The 26739-nt window shown below is 63.7% G+C and carries 25 protein-coding genes and 1 pseudogene; 9 read left to right on the top strand and 17 right to left on the bottom strand.

Annotation, left to right across the window (positions count from 1 at the left end; translation table 11 throughout):
* Nucleotides 1–8: 8 nt before the first annotated feature.
* Complete coding sequence (gene trmB / locus ACZ5M5_RS28875) at nucleotides 9–734, top strand: tRNA (guanosine(46)-N7)-methyltransferase TrmB (protein WP_014340682.1); 726 nt, start codon at nucleotides 9–11, stop codon at nucleotides 732–734.
* A 145-nt stretch (nucleotides 735–879) separates the two neighbouring features.
* On the opposite strand, the gene ACZ5M5_RS28870 is transcribed toward trmB, so the two are convergent.
* The 9 genes and pseudogenes from ACZ5M5_RS28870 to ACZ5M5_RS28830 all read right to left on the bottom strand — a co-directional run bounded on the left by ACZ5M5_RS28870 (nucleotide 880) and on the right by ACZ5M5_RS28830 (nucleotide 7596).
* Nucleotides 880–1203, bottom strand: a complete 324-nt coding sequence (locus ACZ5M5_RS28870; protein WP_060740196.1) for a DUF3392 domain-containing protein — start codon at nucleotides 1201–1203, stop codon at nucleotides 880–882.
* Nucleotides 1204–1221: 18 nt separating this feature from the next.
* Nucleotides 1222–2421 carry a radical SAM family heme chaperone HemW gene (gene hemW / locus ACZ5M5_RS28865; RefSeq protein WP_092474683.1) on the bottom strand — a complete coding sequence of 400 codons (1200 nt, stop codon included), beginning with the start codon at nucleotides 2419–2421 and terminating at the stop codon, nucleotides 1222–1224.
* Nucleotides 2418–3014, bottom strand: a complete 597-nt coding sequence (rdgB, locus tag ACZ5M5_RS28860; RefSeq protein ID WP_060740198.1) for an RdgB/HAM1 family non-canonical purine NTP pyrophosphatase — start codon at nucleotides 3012–3014, stop codon at nucleotides 2418–2420. The genes hemW and rdgB overlap by 4 nt, the downstream gene beginning before the upstream one ends.
* Nucleotides 3011–3445 carry a DUF4426 domain-containing protein gene (locus ACZ5M5_RS28855; protein WP_060740199.1) on the bottom strand — a complete coding sequence of 145 codons (435 nt, stop codon included), beginning with the start codon at nucleotides 3443–3445 and terminating at the stop codon, nucleotides 3011–3013. The genes rdgB and ACZ5M5_RS28855 overlap by 4 nt, the downstream gene beginning before the upstream one ends.
* Nucleotides 3446–3470: 25 nt before the next feature.
* Complete coding sequence (metW, locus tag ACZ5M5_RS28850) at nucleotides 3471–4091, bottom strand: methionine biosynthesis protein MetW (protein WP_464738295.1); 621 nt, start codon at nucleotides 4089–4091, stop codon at nucleotides 3471–3473.
* A gap of 7 nt (nucleotides 4092–4098) precedes the next feature.
* Nucleotides 4099–5237 (bottom strand): annotated as a pseudogene (gene metX, locus ACZ5M5_RS28845) (homoserine O-succinyltransferase MetX).
* A gap of 217 nt (nucleotides 5238–5454) precedes the next feature.
* Nucleotides 5455–6045, bottom strand: coding sequence for a YggT family protein (locus tag ACZ5M5_RS28840; RefSeq protein ID WP_060740201.1), 591 nt, complete (start codon nucleotides 6043–6045; stop codon nucleotides 5455–5457).
* A 10-nt stretch (nucleotides 6046–6055) separates the two neighbouring features.
* On the bottom strand, nucleotides 6056–6874 hold the full coding sequence (gene proC, locus ACZ5M5_RS28835) for a pyrroline-5-carboxylate reductase (protein WP_464738294.1): 819 nt from the start codon (nucleotides 6872–6874) through the stop codon (nucleotides 6056–6058).
* Nucleotides 6875–6909: 35 nt separating this feature from the next.
* Nucleotides 6910–7596 carry a YggS family pyridoxal phosphate-dependent enzyme gene (locus tag ACZ5M5_RS28830; protein ID WP_464738293.1) on the bottom strand — a complete coding sequence of 229 codons (687 nt, stop codon included), beginning with the start codon at nucleotides 7594–7596 and terminating at the stop codon, nucleotides 6910–6912.
* A 54-nt stretch (nucleotides 7597–7650) separates the two neighbouring features.
* Here ACZ5M5_RS28830 and ACZ5M5_RS28825 point away from each other — a divergent pair, with 54 nt between their 5' ends.
* On the top strand, nucleotides 7651–8685 hold the full coding sequence (locus ACZ5M5_RS28825; protein WP_060740204.1) for a type IV pilus twitching motility protein PilT: 1035 nt from the start codon (nucleotides 7651–7653) through the stop codon (nucleotides 8683–8685).
* Between the two features lie 162 nt (nucleotides 8686–8847).
* On the opposite strand, the gene ACZ5M5_RS28820 is transcribed toward ACZ5M5_RS28825, so the two are convergent.
* Nucleotides 8848–9459, bottom strand: a complete 612-nt coding sequence (locus tag ACZ5M5_RS28820) for a C40 family peptidase (protein ID WP_060740205.1) — start codon at nucleotides 9457–9459, stop codon at nucleotides 8848–8850.
* A gap of 249 nt (nucleotides 9460–9708) precedes the next feature.
* On the opposite strand from ACZ5M5_RS28820, the gene ACZ5M5_RS28815 reads away from it, so the two are divergent.
* Nucleotides 9709–10137 (top strand): NINE protein, encoded by a 429-nt coding sequence (locus ACZ5M5_RS28815; RefSeq protein WP_060740206.1) that lies wholly within the window; start codon nucleotides 9709–9711, stop codon nucleotides 10135–10137.
* Between the two features lie 118 nt (nucleotides 10138–10255).
* On the opposite strand, the gene ACZ5M5_RS28810 is transcribed toward ACZ5M5_RS28815, so the two are convergent.
* The 7 genes from ACZ5M5_RS28810 to gshB all read right to left on the bottom strand — a co-directional run bounded on the left by ACZ5M5_RS28810 (nucleotide 10256) and on the right by gshB (nucleotide 16255).
* Nucleotides 10256–11527 (bottom strand): dihydroorotase, encoded by a 1272-nt coding sequence (locus tag ACZ5M5_RS28810; RefSeq protein WP_060740207.1) that lies wholly within the window; start codon nucleotides 11525–11527, stop codon nucleotides 10256–10258.
* Nucleotides 11524–12528, bottom strand: a complete 1005-nt coding sequence (locus ACZ5M5_RS28805; RefSeq protein WP_003177495.1) for an aspartate carbamoyltransferase catalytic subunit — start codon at nucleotides 12526–12528, stop codon at nucleotides 11524–11526. Before ACZ5M5_RS28805 ends, ACZ5M5_RS28810 begins: the two co-directional genes overlap by 4 nt.
* A 24-nt stretch (nucleotides 12529–12552) precedes the next feature.
* Nucleotides 12553–13059 (bottom strand): bifunctional pyr operon transcriptional regulator/uracil phosphoribosyltransferase PyrR, encoded by a 507-nt coding sequence (gene pyrR / locus ACZ5M5_RS28800; RefSeq protein WP_060740208.1) that lies wholly within the window; start codon nucleotides 13057–13059, stop codon nucleotides 12553–12555.
* Nucleotides 13060–13144: 85 nt separating this feature from the next.
* Nucleotides 13145–13582: a Holliday junction resolvase RuvX gene (gene ruvX, locus ACZ5M5_RS28795; protein WP_003177497.1), complete on the bottom strand. Its 438-nt coding sequence runs from the start codon at nucleotides 13580–13582 to the stop codon at nucleotides 13145–13147.
* Nucleotides 13582–14151: a YqgE/AlgH family protein gene (locus ACZ5M5_RS28790; RefSeq protein WP_053126215.1), complete on the bottom strand. Its 570-nt coding sequence runs from the start codon at nucleotides 14149–14151 to the stop codon at nucleotides 13582–13584. Before ACZ5M5_RS28790 ends, ruvX begins: the two co-directional genes overlap by 1 nt.
* Before the next feature lie 177 nt (nucleotides 14152–14328).
* A complete protein-coding gene (locus tag ACZ5M5_RS28785; RefSeq protein ID WP_060740209.1) occupies nucleotides 14329–15225 on the bottom strand; it encodes an energy transducer TonB in 897 nt (298 codons plus the stop codon).
* Between the two features lie 76 nt (nucleotides 15226–15301).
* Complete coding sequence (gene gshB, locus ACZ5M5_RS28780; RefSeq protein WP_060740210.1) at nucleotides 15302–16255, bottom strand: glutathione synthase; 954 nt, start codon at nucleotides 16253–16255, stop codon at nucleotides 15302–15304.
* A gap of 224 nt (nucleotides 16256–16479) precedes the next feature.
* Between gshB and ACZ5M5_RS28775 the strand changes: the two genes are divergently transcribed.
* From ACZ5M5_RS28775 to ACZ5M5_RS28750, 6 genes are all read left to right on the top strand, one after another.
* Nucleotides 16480–16908 carry a response regulator gene (locus ACZ5M5_RS28775; protein WP_060740211.1) on the top strand — a complete coding sequence of 143 codons (429 nt, stop codon included), beginning with the start codon at nucleotides 16480–16482 and terminating at the stop codon, nucleotides 16906–16908.
* A 48-nt stretch (nucleotides 16909–16956) separates the two neighbouring features.
* Nucleotides 16957–17322: a twitching motility response regulator PilH gene (gene pilH / locus ACZ5M5_RS28770; RefSeq protein ID WP_003206465.1), complete on the top strand. Its 366-nt coding sequence runs from the start codon at nucleotides 16957–16959 to the stop codon at nucleotides 17320–17322.
* 10 nt (nucleotides 17323–17332) lie between these two features.
* Nucleotides 17333–17872 (top strand): chemotaxis protein CheW, encoded by a 540-nt coding sequence (locus ACZ5M5_RS28765; RefSeq protein ID WP_060740212.1) that lies wholly within the window; start codon nucleotides 17333–17335, stop codon nucleotides 17870–17872.
* A gap of 158 nt (nucleotides 17873–18030) precedes the next feature.
* Nucleotides 18031–20094 carry a methyl-accepting chemotaxis protein gene (locus ACZ5M5_RS28760; RefSeq protein ID WP_060740213.1) on the top strand — a complete coding sequence of 688 codons (2064 nt, stop codon included), beginning with the start codon at nucleotides 18031–18033 and terminating at the stop codon, nucleotides 20092–20094.
* Nucleotides 20095–20280: 186 nt separating this feature from the next.
* Nucleotides 20281–26226, top strand: coding sequence for an Hpt domain-containing protein (locus tag ACZ5M5_RS28755; RefSeq protein WP_464738292.1), 5946 nt, complete (start codon nucleotides 20281–20283; stop codon nucleotides 26224–26226).
* Complete coding sequence (locus ACZ5M5_RS28750) at nucleotides 26219–26698, top strand: chemotaxis protein CheW (protein ID WP_060740215.1); 480 nt, start codon at nucleotides 26219–26221, stop codon at nucleotides 26696–26698. Before ACZ5M5_RS28755 ends, ACZ5M5_RS28750 begins: the two co-directional genes overlap by 8 nt.
* Nucleotides 26699–26739: the final 41 nt, after the last annotated feature.

Here is a 26739-nt window from a genome sequence, read left to right as displayed (position 1 = left end):
AGCCATTGATGACTGAATCGAACGACACGCCGGTCCTGCCGGAAGAAGGCGAAGAGCGCCAGCACCGCCGCATCAAGAGTTTCGTGATGCGCGCCGGGCGCATGACCGAAGGCCAGCAGCGCGGCCTGGAGCAGGGCGCGCCGCTGTTTGTCCTGCCCCTGGCCGATGCACCGGTGGATTTTGACCAGGTGTTCGGCCGCTCGGCCCCGCGCTCGCTGGAAATCGGCTTCGGCATGGGCCACTCGTTGCTGGAAATGGCCGCCGCTTCGCCGGAGCAGGATTTCATCGGGGTGGAAGTCCACCGTCCCGGCGTCGGTGCGCTGCTCAACGGCGTGCTGACCCAAGGGCTGACCAACCTGCGGGTCTACGATTGCGATGCCATCGAAGTGCTCAACCGCTGCGTGGCCGACAACAGTCTCGACCGGCTGATGCTGTTCTTCCCGGATCCTTGGCACAAAAGCCGGCACCACAAGCGCCGTATCGTCCAGGCGTCGTTCGCTGAACTGGTGCGCAGCAAGTTGAAGGTCGGCGGTGTGCTGCACATGGCCACCGACTGGGAACCCTACGCCGAGTACATGCTGGAAGTGATGAACGTCGCCCCGGGCTATCGCAACCTGGCCGAAGACGGCAAGTGCGTGCCACGCCCGGCCGAACGGCCGATCACCAAGTTCGAGCGCCGTGGCGAACGGCTGGGGCATGGGGTTTGGGATTTGAAGTTCGAGAAGGTGGCGTAAGCATCAGAAGATCCTGTTGAAACAGGATCCCTTGTGGGAGCGAGCTTGCTCGCGATGAGGGCATGACATCCAACATCAATGTTGACTGTTATACCGCCATCGCGAGCAAGCTCGCTCCCACATTTGTTTTGTGTAATGGTCGAAATCAGCGCCGATCCGCCACCACGCCAATCAACACCAGCACCACCAACAACACCGGCGCCAGGCTGTAGTTGTTGAACTGGCTCAAGCCCCTGACGATCCATGGCGTGGCATAGATCAGCGCGGCACCGCTGCCGATCATGCACAGCAGGGCGATCAAGGGGACGCGCAAGGCGCCGGCGATGCTGCCCAGGCGTTGGTCGACCCAGCCCTTGATGTCGGCACCAAACAGCACCAGCAGGCAACCTACCAATGCCAGGGAGATTTCCGACAGGTTGCTGCGGCTCCAGCGGGACACGGTGGCCAGCAGGTCGAGTACCAGATCCATTCGATTTCCTTGTGTTGATCAGCTCAGAAATGTCTGCAGCAAGTCATTGAGAAACAGCTGTCCGCGCTCGGTGGCCGCCAGACGTGTCGGTTCGACCTGCAACAACCCGCTTTGTTCGGCCTCGCGCCGGCCTTCGGCCAGGCTTTGCAGGGGCAACCCGGTGCGTTCCGGGTACAGCCGCGCGTCCACGCCTGCGGTCAGGCGCAGGGCGTTCATCAGGAACTCGAACGGCAGTTCTTCATTGGCCAGGGTTTTCTCGCCAGCCTGGAAGCTTTTGGCCGGATTGAGATAGTCCTTGGGCAGTCGGGTCTTCCAGGTGCGCACGATGCGCCCGTCCGGATGGCTGAGCTTGCCGTGGGCGCCGGCGCCGATGCCGATGAAGTCGCCGAAGCTCCAGTAGTTGAGGTTATGCCGCGCCGCCCGACCGGGCTGGGCGTAGGCCGAGACTTCGTATTGGGCGTAGCCGTGTTCGGCCAGCAAGGCCTGCCCGGCTTCCTGGATATCCCACAGCGTGTCGTCTTCGGGCAAGGTCGGCGGCTGATTCCAGAACACCGTGTTCGGTTCCAGCGTCAACTGGTACCAGGACAGGTGAGTCGGCTTCAAGGCAATGGCCTGGCGCAGGTCGCTCAAGGCGTCGTCGAGGGACTGGTCGGGCAGCCCATGCATCAGGTCCAGGTTGAAGTTGTCGAACCCGGCCTGGCGGGCCATGCCGGCGGCGCGCACCGCCTCGTCACCGTTATGGATCCGCCCCAGGGCTTCGAGCTTGGCCTGCTGGAAGCTCTGGATACCGATGGACAGGCGGTTGATGCCCAAGGCCCGGTAAGCGACGAATTTTTCTTGCTCGAACGTGCCGGGGTTGGCTTCCAGGGTGATTTCGATGTCCTGGGCGAAGGGTATCCGCGCTTCGACCCCCTTGAGCAATCGGCCCAGGGCCTGGGCACTGAACAGGCTTGGCGTACCGCCGCCGAAGAAGATCGAGCTCAGTTCGCGGCCATGAACCCCGTGCAGGTCCTGATCGAGATCGGCCAGCAAAGCGTCGACGTATTCCTCCTCCGGCAGCTGCGGGCTGGCGGTATGGGAGTTGAAGTCGCAATAGGGGCATTTGCGTACACACCACGGGATGTGGATGTACAGCGCCAGGGGCGGCAGCACCGGGAGCGGCGCCCGCGGGGTTTGTGCACCGCCATGGATCAGGGGTGCGGGGGCGTCGTCGGTCATTGCAGGCCCAGGCGTTGACGCAGCAGGGCCATGGCGCGGGCGCGGTGGCTCAGTTGGTTCTTTTCCACCGGCCCCAGCTCGGCGCTGGAGCAATTGCGCTCTGGCACCCAGAACAACGGGTCGTAGCCAAAACCGTGCTCGCCGCTGGCTTGGGTGAGAATGCGCCCGTGCCACAGGCCTTCGCAGAGGATCGGCAGCGGATCGTCGGCGTGGCGGACCAGGGCCAGCACACAGACGAACTGCGCGCCGCGCTCGGCTTCGGGCACGTCCTTGAGGGCATCGAGCAGCTTGGCGTTGTTCGCCGCATCACCTTTGCCGTCAGCGTAACGGGCCGAGTAAATGCCCGGTGCGCCGCCGAGGAAGTCCACGGCCAGCCCGGAATCGTCGGCGAGCGCCGGCAGGCCCGAGATGCGTGCGGCATTGCGGGCCTTGAGGATGGCGTTCTCGACGAACGACAGGCCGGTCTCTTCCGGTTCCACCTGGCTGAATTCGCCAATCGAGCGCAACTGCACCGACCCGCCAAGCATGGCCTGCAGTTCCTTGAGTTTGCCGGCGTTGTGGCTGGCCAGTACGAGTTGGGTGAGGTTCATCATTCGCCGGGGAACAGTTCCTGGTTGAAGTTGATGGTGTTGATCTTGTCGCCGGTTTGCACCTTGATCTCGAAGGTGCGGGTTTCCTGTTGGTCCACTGGATACTGGGCGATGTAATAGATCGCGCCTTGTTCGGTGATCTGGCGGAAGGAGAGGGGGACTGTCTTGCTGGTCAGGTCCTTCACCGTGCCGCTGACGTCGGCGATCAATGGCTTGCCGCTTTTGATCACCGAGACATTGATCACACCTTGGTTCTTGCTGCGAATCAGTTCGGCAGCCTTGGCGATCTCCGGCGTCAGGAAGGTGGAGTTGAACGTGTTGTAGTGCACGGTGATATCACCGAACACTTCCTTGCGCTCGCCCTTGATGACGTCGGCGGCCATGGCGCCCACGCTCAGGCAAGCGGTGATGAGAAACAACGCTAGACGTTTCATGTCGTGCTCCTGGTGAGGCCGGGGCTTACACCGCGACCTGGTAATCGGCAAGGCCTGGGTTGCTGACCCGATAGATGCCTATTTCACCTAACAGATTAGGCCATAGCTTGCTGGCCCACCCGTGGCGGTGCTGCTGGTCCACGGCCAGGCGATCGATGACCTTGGCTTCGCGTTCGCGGCACAGCGCTTCGAAATCCTTGAAGGTGCAGAAGTGGATGTTCGGCGTGTTGTACCAGGTGTAGGGCAGGAAATCCGAAACCGGCATGCGCCCCTTGCTCGCCAGGTACCAGCGGCAGCGCCAGTGACCGAAGTTGGGGAAGGTGATGATGCACTGGCGCCCGACCCGCAGCATTTCGTCGAGGATCTTGTCCGGGTAGTGCACCGCTTGCAGGGCTTGGGTCATGACCACGATGTCGAAGCTGTTGCTGGCGAAGTTGCCCAGGCCCTTGTCCAGGTCCTGCTCGATGACGTTGATGCCCTTGGCGACGCATTCGGCAATGTTGTCCGGGTCGTTTTCCAGGCCGTAGCCGGTGACCTGTTTGTTGTCCCGCAGCCAGGTCAGCAGTTCGCCGTTGCCGCAGCCCAGGTCGAGCACGCGGCTGCCGGCGGGGATCCATTCCTGGATGATGTCCAGATCGGCTCTCATGGCGTCCTCACAGCGTTATACGGTTCATGTAGTTGCCGAACGCCTGCAGGTAGCGCGGGATCGGGATCAAAAAGGCGTCGTGGCCCTGGGGCGCGTCGATTTCCAGGTAGCAGACGTCCTTGCGCGCGGCCATCAGCGCGTCCACCAGCTCCCGCGAGCGCGCCGGGGAGAAGCGCCAGTCGGTGGTGAACGACATCACGCAGAACTTGGCGGTGGCATTGGCGAAGGTTTTCGCCAGGTTATCGTCGAAGTTCGCCGCCGGATCGAAGTAGTCCAGCGCCTTGGTCATCAACAGGTAAGTGTTGGCGTCGAAACGCCCGGAGAATTCTTCACCCTGATAGCGCAGGTAGCTCTCGACCTGGAACTCGACGCTGTGGAAGTCGTAGTTGAGCTTTTCGCTCTTGAGGCCACGGCCGAATTTCTCGCCCATGGAGTCGTCGGACAGGTAGGTGATGTGCCCGACCATCCGTGCCAGCATCAGCCCGCGCTTGGGGATCACGCCGTGTTCCTGGAACGAACCGCCGTGGAATTCGGGGTCGGTGAGGATCGCCTGGCGCGCCACTTCGTTGAAGGCGATGTTTTGCGCCGACAGCTTGGGGGCCGAGGCGATTGCCAGGCAGTGGCGCACGCGGTCCGGGTAAGTGATGGTCCATTGCAGGGCCTGCATGCCTCCCAGGCTGCCGCCGATCACGGCGGCCCACTGGCCGATACCGAGGCGGTCGGCCAGGCGGGCCTGGCTGTGGACCCAGTCTTCCACGGTCAGCACCGGGAAATCGGCGCCGAAGGGCTTGCCGGTGTCCGGGTTGAGGCTGCTGGGGCCGGTGGAACCGTTGCAGCCGCCCAGGTTGTTCAGGCTGACCACGAAGAACTTGCTGGTGTCGATGGGCTTGCCCGGGCCGATGCAACTGTCCCACCAGCCGGGCTTGCGGTCGTCGATGCTGTGGTAGCCGGCGGCGTGGTGATGCCCCGACAAGGCGTGGCAAATCAGCACGGCATTGCTCGCCGTGGCATTGAGGGTGCCGTAGGTTTCGTAGATCAGGTCATAGGCTGGCAACGAACGGCCGCAGGCCAGGGCCAGGGGCTCGCTGAAATGCGCCGTTTGCGGCGTCACCAGACCAACGGAATCGGGGGAAAGGCAGCTGGCATCGACCCTGCTCGCGTTGAAATGAGGCGTAAGTCTAAAGACCGCTGTGGCGGGCGGCAAGCAAAGGGCGGCGCTGATTCTTCGGTGAACGTAGACCCTGTGGGAGCAAGGCTTGCCCGCGATGGGGCCGATGCGGTCTTTTGGGGACCGAGGCGCCTGTTTCGCGAGCAAGCTTTGCTCCCACTGAGAGAGGTGCTGACTGATCAGGCCGGTATCGGGTCAGATCAGCAGCCGCAGGATTTCCGGCATCATGGTCATCGCCGCCAGGTTGTTGATCACCAGCATGTCGATCAGCTTGAGCACCATGAACGCCAGGATCGGCGAGATATCCAGGCCGCCCAGGTTCGGCACGATGCGACGGAACGGCGCCAGGGCCGGTTCGCAGATCTGGTTCACCAGCTCGGCGCCCGGGTTATGGCTGCCCGGTGCGACCCAGGACAGGATCACGCTGATGATCAGGGCGAAGAAGAAAATCTTCAGGAACAGCGCGGTCACGCCAATGAGCGACCAGATCAGCAATTGCAGCGGGTTGCCGGTGGTGCCGTAGGTCAGCAGCAGGGTCAGGGCCATCAGCGCCATTTGCACGAGGATCGCCAGGACCAGCGACGACATGTCCAGGCCGAACAGGCTCGGGATGATCCGGCGCAGCGGCTTGAGCAGCGGCTGGGTGGCCTTGACGATGAACTGGCACAGCGGGTTGTAGAAGTTGGCGCGCACCAGTTGCAGCACGAAACGCAGCAGCACGATCAGCAAGTACAGGCTGCCGAGGGTTTGCAGCACGTAGACCGCTGCAGTGTTCAATCCAATCATGAATGGCTCCTTATTGGCCCAGTTGTTCGGCCATTTCGGCCGAGCGGTGCGCGGCGGCGCCGAGTGCTTTTTCCACCAGGGCTTCGAAGCCCCCGGCCTGGAACGATTTGATGGCCGCTTCGGTGGTGCCGGCCGGCGAGGTTACGCGACGACGCAGCTCGGCCGCATCGACGTCGCTCGACACCGCCATGTGCGCGGCACCGAGGGCGGTCTGCAAGGTCAACTGGGCGGCGGTTTCCCGGGTCAGGCCAAGTTTTTCGCCTGCGGCGGTCATGGCTTCGATCAGCAGGAAAAAGTACGCCGGGCCGGAGCCGGAGACGGCGGTGACCGCGTCCAGTTGCTGTTCGGTGTCCAGCCACAGGGCCAGGCCGACGGCCGACAGCAGCGTTTCGGCCTGCTGGCGCTGCTCGGCGCTCACGCGTGGCGTGGCGAACAGGCCGCTGACGCCCTGGCGCAGCAGCGCCGGCGTGTTGGGCATGCAGCGGACGATCGGCTGCTCGCCGAGCCAGTTGTTCATGCTGGCGCAGGTGATGCCGGCGGCAATCGATACCACCAGTTGATGGGGCTTGAGGCTGGGGCGAAGGGCTTCGCAGACGATTTTCATCGCTTGCGGCTTGACCGCCAGCACGATGACGTCGGCACCGTCGATGGCCTGGGCATTGTCGGCGAAGGTTTCGATGCCGTGCTCGGCACTCACTCGGGCGCGGGTCTCTTCACCCGGATCGCTGGCGCGGATCAGCGAAGCGTCCAGGCCCTTGGCCCGCAGGCCGCCGATCAGGCTGGCGGCCATGTTGCCGGCGCCGATGAAGGCAATACGCGTGTTGCTCATGACAGGTCCTTATAAAGAGATGAGTCGGCCATGGTTCAGGATTGACCGTAGTCGCGGGCACCAAACAGGGCAGTACCGATGCGCACCCAGGTGGCGCCTTGGGCAATGGCCGACTCGAGGTCGTGGCTCATGCCCATGGAAAGCGTGTCCAGCGGCAGTGCCAGGCTGGCTTGCAGGCGTTGAACGGCGGCGAAGGCTGCATCCTGGGCGACACGTTCTTCGGTGGGTTCGGGAATCGCCATCAGCCCGCGCAGCTTCAGGCGCGGCAGAGCGCTGATGGCGCTGGCCAGGGCGGGCAGGTCCGCCGGGGCGCAGCCGGATTTGCTGGCTTCACCGCTGACGTTGACCTGGATACAGATGTTCAGCGGCGGCAACTCGGCCGGGCGCTGCTCGGACAGGCGCTGTGCAATTTTCAAACGATCCACGGAATGCACCCAGTCGAAGTGTTCGGCGATAGCGCGCGTCTTGTTCGATTGAATGGGGCCGATGAAGTGCCAGATCAAGGGCAGGTCGGTCAATTCGACCTGTTTGCCCAGGGCCTCTTGCAGGTAATTCTCGCCGAAGTCCCGCAGGCCGGCGGCATAGGCTTCACGCAGGGCCTGGGCAGGCTTGGTCTTGCTCACGGCCAGCAGTTGGACACTGCCTTCGGCACGTTGGGCGGTCTGCTCCGCCGTGCGGATGCGCGAACTAACCTGAGCAATGTTGTCTGCTATCGTGGACATAAAGGAAGCGCCAGCGGTGAGGTTCGCGGCATTCTACTGGAATTGAGGAGCGCTATGGATATCACTGAACTGCTGGCGTTCAGCGCCAAACAGGGGGCGTCGGACCTGCACCTGTCCGCCGGGCTGCCGCCGATGATCCGCGTGGATGGCGATGTGCGGCGGATCAACCTGCCGGCGCTGGACCACAAGCAGGTGCATGAGCTGATCTACGACATCATGAACGACCGGCAACGGGTGGATTACGAAAAGTTTCTGGAGACTGACTTTTCCTTCGACGTGCCGGGCGTCGCGCGATTCCGGGTCAACGCCTTCAACCAGAATCGCGGCGCGGGGGCGGTGTTCCGGACCATTCCGTCGAAAGTCCTGACCATGGAAGACTTGGGAATGGGCGAGGTGTTTCGCAAGGTGACCGAATCGCCGCGCGGGCTGGTGCTGGTGACCGGGCCGACCGGTTCGGGCAAGTCCACCACCCTGGCGGCCATGATCGACTACCTCAACAGCCATAAGCACCATCACATCCTCACCATCGAAGACCCTATCGAATTCGTTCACGAGCCGCGCAAATGCCTGATCAACCAGCGCGAGGTGCACCGCGACACCCAAAGTTTCTCCACGGCGCTGCGTTCAGCCCTGCGGGAGGATCCGGACGTGATCCTGGTGGGCGAGATGCGCGACCTGGAAACCATCCGCCTGGCGCTGACCGCCGCCGAAACCGGGCATCTGGTGTTCGGCACCTTGCACACCACCTCGGCGGCCAAGACCATCGACCGGGTGGTGGATGTGTTCCCGGGCGATGAAAAGTCCATGGTTCGCTCGATGTTGTCGGAGTCGTTGCAGGCGGTGATTTCCCAGGCGCTGATCAAGAAGATCGGCGGCGGCCGGATCGCGGCGCATGAAATCATGCTGGGGACCTCGGCCATCCGGAACCTGATCCGTGAAGACAAGGTGGCGCAGATGTACTCGTCCATCCAGACCGGCGGCTCGCTGGGGATGCAAACCCTGGACATGTGTTTGAAGGACTTGGTGAACAAGGGCCTGATCAGCCGCGAACATGCCCGGGAGCGGGCGCGTACGCCGGATAATTTCTAGGGGATCTGTCAGGAGATTTGCAGCGCTTTTGCAGGCCTCATCGCGAGCAAGCTCGCTCCCACATTTGATTTACGGCGGACACAATTTCTGTGAGCGCTGAAAATCAAGTGTGGGAGCGAGCTTGCTCGCGATGGGGGCCTCAGTTGTGACACAAATGCTTGATCAGCGCTGAACCACGCGCAGCGCACCTGGTTCTTTCGGCAGCACTCGCTTGGCCACTACGTAGTGGGTGTCCCAGTACGGCTTGTTCAAGGTGTCGATGGTCACCGACTTGCCACGGCGTGGGGCGTGGATGAAACGGTCGTTGCCCAGGTAGATGGCCACGTGGTTGACCCGGCGGCTCTTGAGCTTGAAGAAGATCAGGTCGCCGGGCTTGAGATCCTTGCGCTCGACTTTCTCGCCATGACCGGCGGCCATGGCGTTGGACGTGCGTGGCAGGTCGAACGTGGCGTCGTTGAAAGCGTATTTCACCAACCCGCTGCAATCGAAGCCTTTACTTGGGCTGCTGCCGCCCCAACGATAAGGTGTGCCGAGTACATTCACGGCGCGGCTCAGCACGTTGCTGCTCGCTTTGGTCGCCATGGGCGGCACCAGCTTGCTGTTGGCCGTGCCCACGCGCTGGACGCTTGGCTTGTTCTTGCTCGAAGGAGCAGAAACATGGGATTTCGGGGTGTAGCCGTTGACGTTGGGAAGACGTTGCTCACGATTGGTGGCGTGGGCGGCCAGTGGCAATAATAGGCAAATGGTTAGCCATGTCTTGAAAAATGGACGCATTAGGCAAGGCTCTTAAAGGTTAGCGCGCAACTTTATAACAGCTTTTTTTGCCATTCCGAGGCCGTTTGTCGATTCGAAACCCAGCGTAAACCCTGCACAATGGCGACAATTGGGCTTGATTGTCCGACAGAACCCCCGTGACACGGGGGTTTCCCCGGTTCGTGTCGCCCAGGACCGCTTGTCGGCGAGACACAAAAAAGTCACAAAAAGTCCGAACAAATTTTTCTATCGAGGCAAAAGAGGCCATTCATGAACAGCTATCAGCAGGACGCAATCCGCGATACCCACAGCAAAGTCATCGGGTATCTGCTGTGGATTTTCGGTTTTACCGGCGCCCACCGTTTCTATTACGGCAAGCCGGTCACGGGGACGATCTGGTTCTTCACCTTCGGCCTGCTGGGCATCGGTTGGCTGATCGACCTGTTCCTGATCCCGGCCATGGACCGCGAGGCGGACCTGCGTTTCACCCCAGGGCCGATCGAGTACAGCGTGGCGTGGATTCTGCTGACGTTTCTCGGGGTGCTGGGCGTACACCGGATGTATCAGGGCAAGTGGATCAGCGGGATTATTTACCTGCTGACCGGCGGGGTGTTTTTTCTCGGGGTGCTGTATGACTTCTGGACGCTGAACGATCAGGTGTCGATTCGTAATGCGCAGAAGCGGGGGGCTTTTCAGTAAGACCGAGTCGCCTGTATCGCGAGCAAGCTCGCTCCCACATTGGATCGAGGTGTTCACACATCATGTGTTCACCGAAGATCCCCCTGTGGGAGCGAGCTTGCTCGCGATAGGCGCGGTATCAGGCCTGGTGGGTGATCCGCCCATCCATCAGGGTATAGCGCACCACTCCCGGCAGGCTGTGACCGAGGAACGGGCAGTTGTCGCCCTTGGAGCGCCAGGCTTCGCCGGCCACGGTGGACGCGGCAGGGTCGAACAGCACCAGGTCCGCCGGGGCGCCCACCGCCAGTTTCCCCGCTGGCAATTGCAGCGCCTGGGCCGGGCCGGCGCTCAGGCGGGCCAGCAAGGTCGGCAGGTCCAGCAAGCCGTCTTCCACCAGCGTCAGGGCCAGCGGCAGCAGCAGTTCGACGCTGCTGATGCCCGGCTCGGTGGCGCCGAACGGGGCCAGCTTGGCATCGCGCTCGTGGGGTTGGTGATGGCTGGAGATGGCCGAGATCACCCCGGACTTCACCGCCTCGCGCAGGCCATCGCGGTCGGCGCGGGTGCGCAGCGGCGGCTGGACGTGGTAGACGCTGTTGAAGTCGATCAGCGCCTCGTCGGTCAGGATCAACTGGTACAGCGCCACATCGGCGGTCACCGGCAAGCCGCGGGCCTGGGCCTGGGCGATCAACGCCGCGCCGCGGGCGCTGGTCAGCTGGCTGAAGTGGGCGCGCACGCCGCTTTGTTCCACCAACAGCAGGTCCCGGGCCAGGGCCACGGTCTCGGCGGTTTCCGGGATGCCCGGCAGGCCGAGGAAGCTGGCGGTCGGGCCTTCGTGGGCCAGGCCACCTTCGGCCAGGTCGTGATCCTGGGAATTGAAGATCACCGTCAGGCCGAAGGTCGCCGCGTATTCCAGGGCGCGGCACAGGGTACGGGTGTTGCGGAAACTGTTCAGGCCGTTGCCGAACGCCACGCAACCGGCGTCCCGCAGGGCGATGAGTTCGGCCAGTTGCTCGCCGTCGAGGCCTTTGCTCAGTGCGCCGATCGGGAAGACCTTGGTGTTGCCGGCTTCGCGGGCGCGGTCGAGGATCAGTTCGGCCACGGCCGAGGTGTCCAGCACCGGTTTGGTCTGCGGTGGGCAGCACAAGCTGGTCACGCCACCGGCAGCGGCGGCCCGGGTTTCGCTGACGATGCTGCCTTTGCGGCTGTAGCCCGGTTCGCGCAGGGCGACGTTCAGGTCCACCAGGCCCGGCGCGGCCACCAGGCCCTGGGCGTCGAGGATTTCAGCCGCCACGAAACCGGTGGGCGCGGCGCCCAGGGCGACGATCTTGCAGGCATCGATATGAATGTCAGTCACTTGATCCAGGCCACTGGCTGGATCGATCACGCGTGCGCCGAGAATGCTGAGCTTCACTGGGCGTTCTCCTGGTCGAATTGGCGCTGGGCCGTTTGCCCGCTCATGGCCATGGACAGCACGGCCATGCGGATGGCGATGCCGTAGGTCACCTGGTTGAGGATCACCGAGTGCGGGCCGTCGGCCACCGCCGACTCGATCTCCACGCCGCGGTTGATCGGCCCCGGGTGCATGACGATGGCATCCGGCTTGGCCCCGGCCAGGCGCGCCGTGGTCAGGCCGAACAGGCGGTAGAACTCGCCTTCGCTGGGCAGCAGGCCGCCGGTCATGCGCTCGCGTTGCAGGCGCAGCATGATCACCACGTCGACATCCTTGAGGCCTTCGGTCATGTCGGTGTAGACCTTCACGCCGTATTGCTCGACGCCGATGGGCAGCAGGGTTTTCGGCGCGATCACGCGGATGTCCGGGCAACCGAGGGTCTTGAGGGCCAGCATGTTCGAGCGGGCGACCCGCGAGTGCAGGATGTCGCCGACGATGGCCACCGACAGGTTTTCGAAGCTGCCCTTGTGCCGACGGATGGTCAGCATGTCGAGCATGCCCTGGGTCGGGTGGGCGTGACGGCCGTCGCCGCCGTTGATGATCGCCACTTGCGGGCACACGTGTTCGGCAATGAAGTGCGCTGCGCCGGAGTCGCCGTGGCGCACGACGAACATGTCGGCGGCCATGGCTTCGAGGTTGCGCAAGGTGTCGAGCAGGGTTTCGCCCTTGCTCGCCGAGGACGTGGACACGTTCAAGGTGATCACGTCCGCCGACAGGCGCTGGGCCGCCAGTTCGAAGGTGGTGCGGGTGCGGGTGGAGTTTTCGAAGAACACGTTGCACACGGTCTTGCCGCGCAGCAACGGGACTTTCTTCACTGCCCGGGCACCGACCTCGAGGAAGGAGTCGGCAGTGTCGAGGATTTCCGTCAACAGCTCGCGGCGCAGGCCGTCGAGGGACAGGAAGTGCCGCAGCTGGCCCTGATCGTTGAGCTGCAGCGGGCGCTTGGTTTCGAGAGGCGTCATCGCGATGGACTCTTACAAGGGCAGTTAAAGGGCAAGGTCTTGCAGTTCGAGTTGCAGCGGCGACGGCCCGGAGAGCTTGACCCGCTCATGGGCGGCCAGCGTCAGCGTCGCGCCGACCACGTTCGGCCGGATCGGCAGCTCGGCGGCGTCCAGGTCCAGCAGGCACACCAGCGTCACGCTGGCCGGGCGACCGTAGTCGAACAGTTCGTTCATGGCGGCGCGGATGGTCCGGCCGCTCATCAGCACGTCGTCGATCAGCACCAGGTGCTGGCCTTCGATCTCGAACGGCAGCGCCGAGGGGCGTACTTGCGGGTGCAGGCCGTTCTGGCTGAAGTCGTCGCGGTAGAAGGACACATCCAGGGTGCCCAGCGGCGATTGGCTGCCCAGTGCTTCGAGCAAGGCCTGGGCGACCCAGACGCCACCGGTGCGAATGCCGATGTAGCGCGGTTCGCTGATGCCGCGGTGTTCCAGGTGTGCCGTGAGACGAATCGCCATCTGGCTGATCAGTTCGGCAGGATTGGGCAGGCTCATGCTGGCTCCTTCAGGTTCCCGGGCCGGTGGTGAGTGGCGCGGCTTGTCGCTAAAAGAAAGCGCCTTGGCGGCGCTTTGTAAAAAATCAGGTTTCGAACAGGGCGGCGTTGGCGTCGAGCCAGCCTTGCAGCAGCAGGGCGGCGGCGATGGCGTCCACCGGGTTGTCGCGGTAGCTGCCTTTCTGCCCGCCGCGCACCAGGCGCTCGCCCTTGGCCTCGAAGGTGGTCAGGCGCTCGTCATGGGTATAGAAGGGCAGGTTGTAGCGGCCATTGAGCCGGCGGGCGAACTTTTCGGCGCGCAGGCACATGTCGCTGGGCGTGCCGTCCATGTTCAGCGGCAGGCCGACCACCACGGCATCGGGTTTCCATTCCTTGATCAGCGCTTCGACCTGGTTCCAGTCCGGAACACCGTTCTGCGCTTTCAAGGTGCACAACTCGCGGGCCTGGCCGGTAATGACCTGGCCGACCGCTACGCCGATCTGTTTGGTGCCGTAATCGAAGCCCAGCAGCAAGCGCAGGGCCATCAGGCGTGTCCTGCCTGGCTGGTGAGCAGGCTGAGGTTGACCCCCAACCGGCTGGCCGCCGCTTCCAGGCGCAGTTCGCTGCTGGTGTTGAACAGGATGTCGGCGTCGAACGGGCAGGTCAGCCAGGCGTTGTCGGCCAGCTCGGCTTCCAGTTGCCCGGGTTCCCAACCGGCATAGCCGAGGGCGATCAGGCTTTTCTCCGGGCCGACCCCATCGGCGATGGCGAACAGCACGTCCTGGGAAGTGGACAGCGACAAGCCGTCCAGGTCCACCGTGGCCTGGTATTTGGGGCCCGACGGATGGAGCACGAAGCCGCGGTCGGTCTGCACCGGGCCACCGATGAAAATCGGCACGTGCTGGCACAAGAGTGGCGGTTCGATCTCGGGCCGCAGTTGCTCAAGAATGTCCGCCAGGTTCAGCTCCTGCGGGCGATTGATCACCAGCCCCATGGCCCCATTGGCCGTGTGCTCGACGATGTAGGTCAAGGTATGGGCAAAGTTCGGATCGGCCATGTGCGGCATGGCAATCAGGAAGTGATGCTTGAGGTAGGTGGGGCTGACGTTTTTCATAGGCGCTAGTGTGGCGGGGCAGGGGCGAACTGACAAGCCGGGAAATGCCTGAGACTGTCACACAATCCCCTGTGGGAGCGAGCTTGCTCGCGATAGCAATTGATCATTCAACACAGAGGTCGACTGACCGTCTGCTATCGCGAGCAAGCTCGCTCCCACAAGGGAATTGGGGGGTTATCAGTTGCTGGACAGCCGGTCGCCGCGGGCGAATTTCCAGGTGCGGATGATTTCCAGCCGGTCGATGTCCGACAGGTCCCCGGTAAACGGCGCGAACGGTGCCGCCAGACGGACGATCCGCTGGGCGGCCTGGTCCAGCAGCGGCTGGCCGGAGGATTCGAGCACCAGCACTTCATACAACGAACCGTCCCGATTGATCGAGACCATTAGCCGCAGGTTGCCGTAGATCTGCTTGCGCCGCGCTTCGTCAGGGTAGTTGAGGTTGCCGATGCGCTCGACCTTCTTGCGCCACTCGTCCTTGTACCAGGCACCCTTGTCGCGCATGGTCGAAGCGGCGCTCAGGCGGTGGATGCGCGGGCGCTTGGCGTAGAGCTGTTGCTCCTGGGCCAGTTCGGCTTCCAGGCTGGCGATGTCGCTGGACAGTTGGGAGCTGTCGAAGGTAGGCAAGGGGGCCTGGGGCTTGGGATCAGGCTTGACCTCTTCCTTGACCGGGGCTTTCTTCGGTTTCGGCGCGACGGTGGTCACGGCCGCCTTGGGCGCCGTTTCCTGCACTTCGGGCTTGGCCGCTGGCGGCGGGGTGACTTTCTGCACCGTGTTGTCCTGGAAGGGCGCGATCTCGGTAGTCTTGGGGATCGCCTTTTTTTCCAGGGTGCCGCTGCCTTGCTGGTTTTCCTGGGCGAGGAAGTCGGCCTTCTTGGGCTTGGTCTCGCTCTTGAAGGTGGCCAGGGTGATTTCCAGGGTCTGGCTGATCTGTTTCGGCTCGACCGTGGCAAACCCGACGCCCAGCAGCAAGGCCAGGTGGATCAACGCCGCCAGGAACAGGGTAAAACCGAGGCGATCGGCCGGGCGCACGCCACGATGGGCGAGCTCTAGGGGCAGATCGGACGGGAGTGTCATGACAAGGAAACCAACATCGCGTTTTTTTCAGGCCGGGCATGATAACGCAATGTGGGTTTCCTTCAGCAGATCTGGATCAACGAGCCTTGAGCTTCTGATCGATGGCATCCATCAGCATGCCGCCGATGTCGGTGCCAAAGGCGTTATCGATCTCGCGGATGCAGGTCGGGCTGGTGACGTTGATTTCCGTCAGGTGCTCGCCGATCACGTCCAGGCCCACGAACAACAGGCCTTTTTCCCGCAGCGTCGGGCCGACCTGGGCAGCGATCCAGCGGTCCTTCTCGGTCAACGGACGGGCTTCGCCACGTCCACCGGCCGCCAGGTTGCCCCGGGTTTCACCGGCTGCCGGGATACGCGCCAGGCAATAGTCCACCGGTTCGCCGTCGATCATCAGGATGCGTTTGTCGCCATCGACGATAGCCGGCAGGTAGCCCTGGATCATGATCTGCTGCTTGCCGTGCAGCGTCAGGGTTTCCAGGATCACCGACAGGTTCGGGTGGCCGGCGGTGTGCCGGAAGATCGAGGACCCGCCCATGCCGTCCAGGGGCTTGAGGATCACGTCGCCGTGATGGTCGGCAAATTCGCGCAATACGTCCGGGCGACGGCTGACGATGGTCGGCGGCGTGCACTGCGGGAACAGCGTGGCGAACAGCTTTTCGTTGCAGTCGCGCAGGCTCTGGGGCTTGTTGACCACCAGCACGCCGGCGTTTTCCGCTTGTTCCAGCAGGTAGGTGGAGTACACGAACTCCATGTCGAACGGCGGATCCTTGCGCATCAGGATCACGTCCAGGTCGCTGAGCAGCGCATCGCGCTCGTCGCCCAGCTCGAACCACTTTTCAGGGTTGGCGAAGACGTTCAGCGGCTTCATCCGCGCCCGTGCCTGGCCTTCGGCCTGGTAGAGGTCGCGCTGCTCCATGTAGAACAGCTCCCAGCCGCGCTTCTGAGCGGCCAGCAGCATGGCCAGCGAGCTATCCTTTTTATAGGAAATGCTGGCGATAGGGTCCATGACAATGCCGACGCGTACGCTCATGGCTTGGTTCCTCGAAATATGATGGGCACATAATGGCGTGAAAAAGTGGCGTCAGAGTGGCGCCCGGAAGATTGGCGGTCAAGGAAAAACCACCGCGCCCAGCGGCCGATAGATCGGCGATGGAGACTGTGCTAAAAAGGCTGCCATGTGACGTGCGGGCCTTGAACATCAAGGGTTTGCGCTGTCGTTCACTCTCAGGCGTTAAAAACCGGTCCGCAGCGGCAATGGCAGAGCACTCTACGCAACAGCAACCCAGCGCCTTGAAGGTCATGGTCATCGACGACTCGAAGACCATCCGCCGCACTGCCGAAACCTTGCTGCGCAACGTGGGCTGCGAGGTGATCACGGCGATCGACGGTTTCGATGCCCTGGCCAAGATCGCCGACCATCATCCGGGCATCATCTTTGTCGACATCATGATGCCGCGCCTCGATGGCTACCAGACCTGTGCCCTGATCAAGAACAACAGCGCGTTCAAGGCCACGCCGGTGATCATGCTGTCGTCCCGGGATGGGTTGTTCGACAAGGCCAAGGGGCGCATCGTCGGTTCCGATCAGTTTTTGACCAAGCCGTTCAGCAAGGAAGAACTGCTGGGGGCGATACAGGCCCATGTCCCGGGCTTTGCCGCTGTCCAGCCGCACCAGGCACATTAATGACACTCGGCCAACGGGCCTGGGGTCAACAAGAAAATGGGGAACACCATGGCACGAGTTCTGATCGTCGATGATTCGCCGACTGAAATGTACAAACTGACCGGCATGCTGGAAAAGCACGGCCATCAGGTCCTGAAGGCCGAGAATGGCGCCGATGGCGTGGCGCTGGCCCGCCAGGAAAAACCCGATGCGGTGCTGATGGACATCGTCATGCCCGGCCTCAATGGTTTCCAGGCCACGCGCCAGTTGACCAAGGACCCGGACACCGGCCATATCCCGGTGATCATCATCACCACCAAGGATCAGGACACCGACAAGGTCTGGGGTACGCGCCAGGGGGCGAAGGACTACCTGACCAAGCCGGTGGACGAAGAAACCCTGATCGCGACCCTGAACAAAGTGCTGGCGGGTTGACGGCGCGGCCATGAGCCAATCCCTGACGGCCTTCGAACTGCTGCTGCAGATCGACCGGCGTTGCCGGCTGCTGGGGGCGGACCTGCCTTCCCAGCCGACCCACCGTGCCGGCTGGAGCGGCATCGGCTTTCGCCTGGGCGAGCACTGGTACGTGGCGCCGATGGGCGAAGTCAGCGAAGTGCTGCACGAGCCTCGTCACACGCATTTGCCCGGGGTCAAGCCGTGGGTGCGTGGCGTGGCTAACCTGCGTGGGCGCTTGTTGCCGTTGATGGATTTGTGCGGGTTCTTCGGCCATGAGCTGTCCACCGTGCGCAAGCAACGGCGGGTGCTGGTGGTGGACCACGACGAGGTGTTCGCCGGGTTGCTGGTGGACGAGGTCCTCGGGCTGCAGCACTTTGCCCAGGACAGTCTGGAACCGATGCTGGTGGACGACCACGACGGCCCGGAAGCGGCCTTCGTCAAGGGCCGGTTCGGCGGCGAGCGCGAGTGGCAAGTGTTCAGCCCGTTTGCCCTGGCGCGGTCGCCGGGGTTCATGGATGTGGCGATTTGACGAGATGCAGCGCAGGCCCCTTGTGGGAGCGAGCTTGCTCGCGATTGCGGTGGGTCAGCCAGAGCAATGCTGACTGATCCAAGGCTATCGCGAGCAAGCTCGCTCCCACATGGGGACCACGGTGAGTGAGTTGGACTGGGTAGCACAGGCGAGAACCGATGATCAAAGCAAAAACAGGCAAGCCACTGGAAGCGTCGCGCAGTCGTTCGCAGATCATCGTGCTGTTCGTCGCGCTGATCGTCTTCATCGTGCTGCTGTTCGCCAACTTCGCTTACCTCAACACCCAGTCCACCTACGACAAACAGTACATCGGCCATGCCGGTGAGCTGCGGGTGCTGTCCCAGCGCATCGCCAAGAACGCCACCGAGGCCGCCGCCGGCAAGCCTGCGGCGTTCAAGCTGCTGAGCGATGCGCGCAATGACTTCGCCCAGCGCTGGGGCTACCTGAAACAGGGCGACCCGGTGACCGGCCTGCCGCCTGCGCCCGCCACCCTGCGCCCGCAGATGCGCGCCGTGCAGCTGGATTGGGAGCGCCTGCTCAAGAACACCGATGCCATCCTCTCCAGCGAACAGACTGTGCTGTCGCTGCACCAGGTGGCGGCCACCCTGGCCGAAACCGTGCCGCAGTTGCAGGTCGAGTACGAAAAAGTCGTCGAAATCCTGCTGCAACGGGGCGCCCCCGCCACCCAGGTGGCCATGGCCCAGCGCCAGTCCCTGCTGGCCGAGCGGATTCTCGGCGCAGTGAATACCGTGCTGGCGGGGGACGAAAACGCCAGCCAGGCCGCCGATACCTTCGGTCGCGACGCGGCGCGTTTTGGCCAGGTGCTCAATGGCATGTTGCAAGGTGACCCGGCCCTGAAAATCTCCCAGGTCCAGGACCGCGATGCCCGGGCGCGACTGAGCGAAATCAGCGAGCTGTTCGAGTTCGTCTCCGGCTCGGTGGATGAAATCCTCGAGACCTCACCGGAGCTGTTCAAGGTCCGCGAATCGGCCGGCAATATCTTCAACCTGTCGCAGACCTTGCTCGACGAGGCTTCGCACCTGGCCACGGCCTTCGAAAACCTGGCCGGCGGGCGTTCCGTCAATACCATCGGCGGTTATGTGCTGGGCCTGCTGGCGCTGATGTCGATCATCCTGATCGGGCTGGTGATGGTCCGCGAGACCAACCGCCAGTTGCACGAAACCGCGGAAAAGAACGAGCGCAACCAGAACGCGATCATGCGGCTGCTGGATGAAATCGAGGACCTGGCCGACGGCGACCTGACCGTCACGGCCTCGGTCACCGAGGATTTCACCGGCACCATCGCCGACTCCATCAACTACTCGGTGGACCAACTGCGGGATCTGGTGGCGACCATCAACCTCACCGCCGGCCAGGTCGCCGCCGCCGTGCAGGAAACCCAGGCCACGGCGATGCACCTGGCCCAGGCGTCCGAGCACCAGGCCCAGCAAATTTCCGAAGCTTCGACTTCAATTAATGAAATGGCCCAGTCCATCGACCAGGTGTCGGCCAATGCCGCCGAATCGTCGGCGGTGGCCGAACGTTCGGTGGAGATTGCCAACAAGGGTAACGAGGTGGTGCACAACACCATTCATGGCATGGACAACATTCGCGAGCAGATCCAGGACACCGCCAAACGCATCAAGCGCCTGGGCGAGTCATCCCAGGAAATTGGCGACATTGTCAGCCTGATCGACGACATCGCCGACCAGACCAACATCCTGGCCCTCAACGCCGCCATCCAGGCGTCCATGGCCGGTGATGCCGGGCGCGGGTTCGCGGTGGTGGCCGATGAAGTGCAACGCCTGGCCGAGCGGTCTTCGGCGGCGACCCGGCAAATCGAAACCCTGGTGCGGGCGATCCAGGCCGACACCAACGAAGCGGTGATTTCCATGGAACAGACCACCACCGAAGTGGTGCGCGGTGCGCGACTGGCCCAGGACGCCGGCGTCGCCCTGGAAGAGATCGAAGGTGTGTCCAAGACCCTGGCGGCGCTGATCCAGAGCATCTCCAACGCGGCGCAGCAACAGACCACCTCGGCGGGGCAGATTTCCTTGACCATGAACGTGATCCAGCAGATCACCACGCAGACTTCCTCGGGCTCCACCGCCACCGCCGAAAGCATCGGCAACCTGGCGAAAATGGCCAGCCAACTGCGCCGTTCGGTGTCGGGGTTTACCTTGCCGGCGGCGGCAGCGGCTGGCGATGAGGAAAAAGGGTGACCAACCGGATCCACCTGTTGGAAAAGGCTTTTTGTGGCGAGGAGGTTTCTGTGGGAGCAAGGCTTGCCCGCGATGAAGGTAGCGCTGTACCTCGGAAACCGAGGTGTTTGCGTCGCGAGCAAGCTTTGCTCCCACAGGTAAATCTCTTCTTCACAGGCGTGTTGTGTTCTCCTGATTGGAGTGGTTATGGGTGATCGGCACGACTACGTGGCCCTGGAATGGGTCAAGGGCGAGATTGCCGAAACGCTGAAGCAGGCCCATCTGGCCCTCAACCGCCTGGTGGACGATCCCCAGGCGTCGGACGCCCTCGGGCAATGCCTGGCCTGCATTCACCAGGTCCACGGCGGCCTGCAGATGGTCGAGTTCTACGGTGCGGCGTTGCTGGCCGAAGAGATGGAGCAACTGTGCGCCGCCCTGCAGGACAACCGCGTCATCCATCGCGACGAAGCCATCAGTCTGTTGAGCCAGGCCCTGGGGCAGTTGCCGATCTACCTGGACCGCATACAAGGCGCTCGCCGTGACCTGCCGCTGGTGGTATTGCCCTTGATCAACGACCTGCGCAGTGCCCGGGGCGAGAGCCTGTTGTCGGAAACCAGCCTGTTCAGTCCCGAGTTGCCCGATATTGCGCCGCTCAGCGACGAAGCCTTGCAGCGCCTCGAACCCGCTGACCTGCCGAACACCTTGCGCAAATGGCGCCAGACCCTGCAAATGGCCCTGGTGGGCCTGCTGCGCGAACAGGATGACGCGACCCACCTCGGTTACCTGGCCAAGGTTTTCCAGCGCCTGGAAACGTTGTGTGCCGGGGCGCCGCTCAATGCCTTATGGCAGGTGGCCTCAGCGCTGGTCGAAGGCATGCGTGACGGACGCATCGCCAACAGCCCGGCGCTGCGCAGCCTGTTCAAGGAAGCCGACAAGGAACTCAAGCGCCTGCTGGACCAAGGCATGCCCGGCATCAATCAGCCGGCACCGCCCCACCTGCTCAAGAGCTTGTTGTTCTATATTGCCAAGGCCGAACATCCCAGCGGGCAGATGCAGATCATGAAAGAACGCTACTCACTGGACGACGCGCTGCCCGACAGCGCCATGGTCGACGAAGAACGCGCGCGCCTGGCCGGGCCCGACCGCGATGCCATGCGCTCGGTGCTCGCCGCGCTGTGCGAGGAGTTGGTACGGGTCAAGGAGCGCCTGGACCTGTTCGTGCGCAGCGATCGCCAGCACGCCTCGGAACTGGACAGCCTGCTGGCGCCGTTGCGGCAGATCGCCGACACCTTGGCGGTGCTGGGTTTCGGCCAGCCGCGCAAGGTCATCATCGATCAGCTGGCGGTGGTGCTGAGCCTCGCCCAGGGCCAGCGCGAGCCGGATGACGCGACCCTCATGGACGTTGCCGGGGCCTTGCTCTATGTCGAGGCGACCCTGGCCGGCATGGTTGGCACCGTCGAGCCCGAGAGTCGCGAAGACACGCACCTGCCCACCACCGACCTGACCCAGATCCACCAGATCGTCATCAAGGAAACCCACACCTGCCTGCAACAGGCCAAGGATATGATCGTCGACTACATCGACGCGGACTGGAACAGCGAGCAGCTGCAACCGTTGCCGGCGCTGCTGACCCAGGTGCGCGGTGCGCTGGCGATGATCCCCCTGAGCCGTGCCGCCAGCCTGGTGGAGTCCTGCAATGCGTTCATTCGCGACCATCTATTGCTGGAGCAGGCCCAGCCGGGCTGGGAAGAACTCGACCATTTGGCCGACGTGATCACCGGTCTCGAATACTACCTGGAGCGCTTGAGCGAGGACCCGGAAACCCCTGGCGAGCCCTTGCTCGATGGGGTCGAACGGAGCCTGGCCGCGCTCGGTTATTACCCTGATGAAGCGCGGGTGCCGGTGCTTGACGATGTGTTGAGTCCCAACGAAGCCCAGGTCATGCAGGACCTGCAGGACCTGCAGGAGCTGGATGACCCGCAGACGGTGCAGTCCTTGGCACAGGTGCTGGCCAGCCCGGTCTCGGCGGTCAATCCGCCGGCCAGGAGTACCCCGGGCAGCCTGTTGCCCCCACCACTGGATGAGAGCCCGGTGGACGACGAGTTGCGCGAGGTCTTCCTCGAGGAAACCGCCGAGGTGCTCGACGTTCTGCGCGAATACTTGCCGCGCTGGAGTGCGTATCCCGACGACCACGGCGCCCTGAGCGAACTGCGCCGGGCCTTCCACACCCTCAAGGGCAGTGGTCGGATGGTGCGGGCGCTGGTGCTGGGTGAACTGGCCTGGGCTGTGGAAAACCTGCTCAACCGGGTGCTGGAGCGCAGCGTCGAACCGCAGGCGTCGGTCCGTCAGTTGATCGACGACACGGTGCAGTTGTTGCCGGCCCTGGTGGCCGAATTCGCGGCCAATCGGCAACGCCAGCGCGATGACGTCGACCGCCTGGCCGCCCGCGCCCATGCCCTGGCCAAGGGCGGCGATGAAGACGACGAAGACGACGAGCAGGACGTGGCCGCTCTCGATCCGCTGTTGTTGAAGATCTTCGACAACGAAGCCCAGGGCCACCTCGCCAGCCTCAATCGTTTTCTCGACCAGGCGGCCGACCACCTGCCGTTGCAGGCCAGCGATGAATTGCAGCGGGCCTTGCACACCCTCAAGGGCAGCGCTTCGATGGCCGGCGTGCTACCCATCGCCGAGTTGGCCGGTGCGATGGATGAGCTGGCCCGGGAGTACCGGGCGCACCTGATTGCCCTCGACCTGGATGAGGTGGAATTGCTGCTGGAGGCCGAAGGGCTGCTGCGCCGCGGCCTGCGCCAGTTGCACAGCGAGCCGCTGGCGCCGATCCCCGACGCCGAGGACCTGATCCAGCGCGCCCAGGCCCTGCTGGCCGAGCGTCTGCACGCCGCCAACAGTGCGCCGGACAAAGCACTACGGACCAAGCGCGATCCACAACTGATCAACAACTTCCTCGCCCAGGGCATGGACATCCTGCTGGACGCCGAAAGCCTCTTGCAGCGCTGGCAGCAGCACCCCGGTGAAGGCCAGGAACTGAGTGCGCTGCTGGATGAGCTGACCACCCTCGGCGAAGGCGCGCACCTGGCCGATCTGCACCCGGTGGACGAACTCTGCGAAGCCTTGCTGGACCTCTACGGCGCGGTGGAAGAAAGCAGCCTGGCGGTCAGCGATGAATTTTTCCGGCAGGCGCAGCTCGCCCATGAAGCGCTGATCGACATGCTCGATCAGCTGGCGGCCGGGCAGCATGTGCGTCCGCAGCCGGAGCGGGTAGCGGCCCTGCGTCGCCTGCTTCAGGAGAGCCTCGACCCGTCGGCCACTGGCCTGATCCGCAGCGACGGCAGCCGCACGCTGAGTATCCGCGAACTGGGCCACGCGACGGCGGAAATGGAACGCGACGCGCCCGCCGAAACCTCGGTGGAAGATGACCTCGCATCGATTTTCCTCGAAGAGGCCCAGGACATCCTCGAAAGTGCCGCCCAGGCCTTGCAACGCTGGTTGGCCGATCCGGATAACGGTGCGCCGCTGTCCTCGCTGCAACGTGACTTGCACACCCTCAAGGGCGGCGCGCGGATGGCCGACATCCGGCCGGTGAGCGACCTGGCCCAGGAGCTGGAAAACCTTTACGAAGGGCTGGTGGACCGGCGCTACAGCTACAGTGAGGAGCTGGCGCAACTGCTCGGCAGCAGCCACGAACGCCTCGACCTGTTGCTCGGGCAGTTGCAACAGGGCCAACCGTTGGGCGATCCCGTTGCACTGATCGACTCTATCCGAAGGTTCCGCCAGGACAAGCCGAACGCCATCGAGACGAGCGCAGCGGCCCAGGCCGACGGTGCCGGCCATGATCCCGAGTTGCTGGAAATCTTCCTTGAAGAAGGTTTCGACATCCTCGACAGCTCAGGCGCGGCGTTGCTGCGCTGGCAGGAAGAACCGTCGAATCGCCAGGCCGTGGAGACCCTGCTGCGGGATTTGCACACCCTCAAGGGCGGTGCGCGGATGGTGGAAATCGTCCCTATCGGCGATTTGGCCCACGAGCTGGAAAACCTCTATGAAGGCCTGTCGGCGGGCCTGCTCCAGCCGACCCCGGCGCTGTTCGCCTTGCTGCAAAGCAGTCATGACCGACTGGCGCAGATGCTCGATGCGGTGCGCGCCGGCCATCCGTGTCCGCTGGCCGATCGGCTGATCGCGCAGATCCAGGCGGTGAATCATCCCCAGGCAAGTGCGGTGGCCCAGGCTGTCCCGGCGCCGGAGCCGATCACGCCCCCCATCGCAAGTCCGCCCGCGGCGCCCGCCAGACAAGACCCCAGTGCCGCGGGCGACGGTGCGGACATGGTCAAGGTCTCCGCCGAGCTGCTCGACGACCTGGTGAACCTGGCGGGGGAAACCTCGATTTTCCGTGGGCGCATCGAACAGCAGGTCAACGACGCACACGTGGCCCTGGGCGAAATGGAAACCACCATCGAGCGCATGCGCGACCAGTTGCGGCGCCTGGATACCGAAACCCAGGGGCGGATTCTCAGTCGTCAACAGGTGGAGGCCGAGCGCCTGGGCTACGAAGAGTTCGACCCGCTGGAGATGGATCGGCATTCCCAGTTGCAGCAACTGTCCCGGGCGCTGTTCGAGTCTGCCTCGGACTTGCTCGAACTCAAGGAAACCCTGGATCGCAGCAATCATGATGCCGAGCTTCTGCTGCAACAGCAGGGGCGAATCAACACCGAGCTCCAGGAAGGCCTGATGCGCACGCGCATGGTGCCGTTCGAGCGCATGCTGCCGCGGCTCAAGCGCATCGTCCGGCAAGTGGCGCAGGAACTGGGCAAGGACGTGGAATTCGTGGTGGGCAATGCCGACGGCGAGATGGACCGTAACGTCCTGGAGCGTATGGCCGCGCCCCTGGAACACATGCTGCGCAACGCCGTCGACCACGGCCTGGAACCGGCCGACGTGCGCCTCGCCGCTGGCAAGCCGGCGCGAGGGCGCATCAGCCTCGACCTGTCGCGGGAAGGCGGCGACATCATTTTCGACATCCGCGACGACGGTGCCGGCGTGCCGCTGGAGGCGGTGCGGAGCAAGGCGATCAAGCGGGGCCTGCTGGCGCCGGACAGCGATATCAGCGACCGCGACGTGCTGCAGTTCATCCTGCAGCCGGGGTTTTCCACAGCGGAAAAAATCACCCAGATCTCCGGGCGTGGCGTGGGCATGGACGTGGTCCACGAAGAGGTGCGGCAGTTGGGCGGCAGCATGACCATCGATTCCACGCCGGGGCAGGGCGTGCATTTCCGCATTCGCCTGCCGTTTACCGTGGCGGTGAACCGGGCGTTGATGGTGCATTGTCACGAAGACCAGTACGCGATCCCGTTGAACGCCATCGAAAGCATTGTCCGGGTGTTGCCGGCCGAACTGGACGGCCATTACCAACTCGACCCGCCGACCTACACCTACGCCGGGCAACGCTATGAACTGTGCTACCTGGGCGAGCTGCTGAAAACTGGCGCCCGGCCGAAGCTGCTGGGCCAGAGCCAGCCGTTGCCGGTGCTGCTGGTGCAGTGCAACGAGCGGCACGTCGCCGTGCAGGTGGACGCTATCGCCGGGACCCGGGAGATCGTGGTCAAGAGCCTTGGCCCGCAGTTCTCGGCGGTGCAGGGTCTGTCCGGGGCGACGATCCTGGGGGATGGCCGAGTGGTGCTGATTCTCGACCTGCTGGCGCCGATCCGCGCCTTGCCCCATCAAGTCCCGCGCCGCCAGGTGCCGGCGGAAGGCGAGGGCGAACCGCAACGGCCACTGCTGGTGCTGGTGGTGGACGACTCGGTGACGGTGCGCAAGGTCACCAGCCGCCTGCTGGAGCGCCATGGCATGCACGTCCTGACCGCCAAGGACGGCGTGGATGCCATGGCGCTGCTGTCCGAGCACGCGCCTGACCTGATGCTGCTGGACATCGAGATGCCGCGCATGGACGGCTTCGAAGTGGCCACGCAAGTGCGCAACGACCCACGCCTGGCGCACCTGCCGATCATCATGATCACCTCCCGCACGGGCCAGAAACACCGCGACCGCGCCATGGCCATCGGTGTCAACGACTACCTGGGCAAGCCGTACCAGGAATCGGTGCTGCTCGACAGCATCGCCTACTGGAGCAGAACCCATGCATGACCTGCATCACTCACGCGCCAGCCACCTCACCGGCCTGCTGCTGCCACTGGCCGACCGCCACCTGATCCTGCCCAACGTGGCGGTGGCCGAACTGATCGACTACCAGAGCAGTGCCTTCGATATGGACACCCCGCCGTGGTTCCTGGGGTGGGTGAGCTGGCGCGAACGGCAAATCCCGCTGCTGAGCTTCGAATCGGCCTGCGGCCAGAAAACCGTGATCGGCGAGCGAGCACGCATCGTCATCCTCAACGCCCTGGGCGGCCGGCCGGAGCTGCGCTTCATCGCATTGCTGGTGCAAGGCATTCCCCGCTCCTGCAAGCTCGACAGTCAGTTGAGCTATGTCGACGTGCCGCTGTGCGGGTTGGAGCAGGCGGCGGTGCAGGTGGGGGAACATGTGGCGAAAGTGCCGGATTTGTTGGCGTTGGAGGAGTTGGTGGTGGCGGCCGGGTTGGTTCAGCAGCACAAATCCTGAAGCCTATGCAGGGCCCATGTGGGAGCGAGCTTGCTCGCGAT

The organism is Pseudomonas sp. Van50 (genome assembly GCF_055390755.1).
Note: the sequence above shows the minus strand (reverse complement) of the source record. Positions and strands in the feature narration are given on the sequence as shown.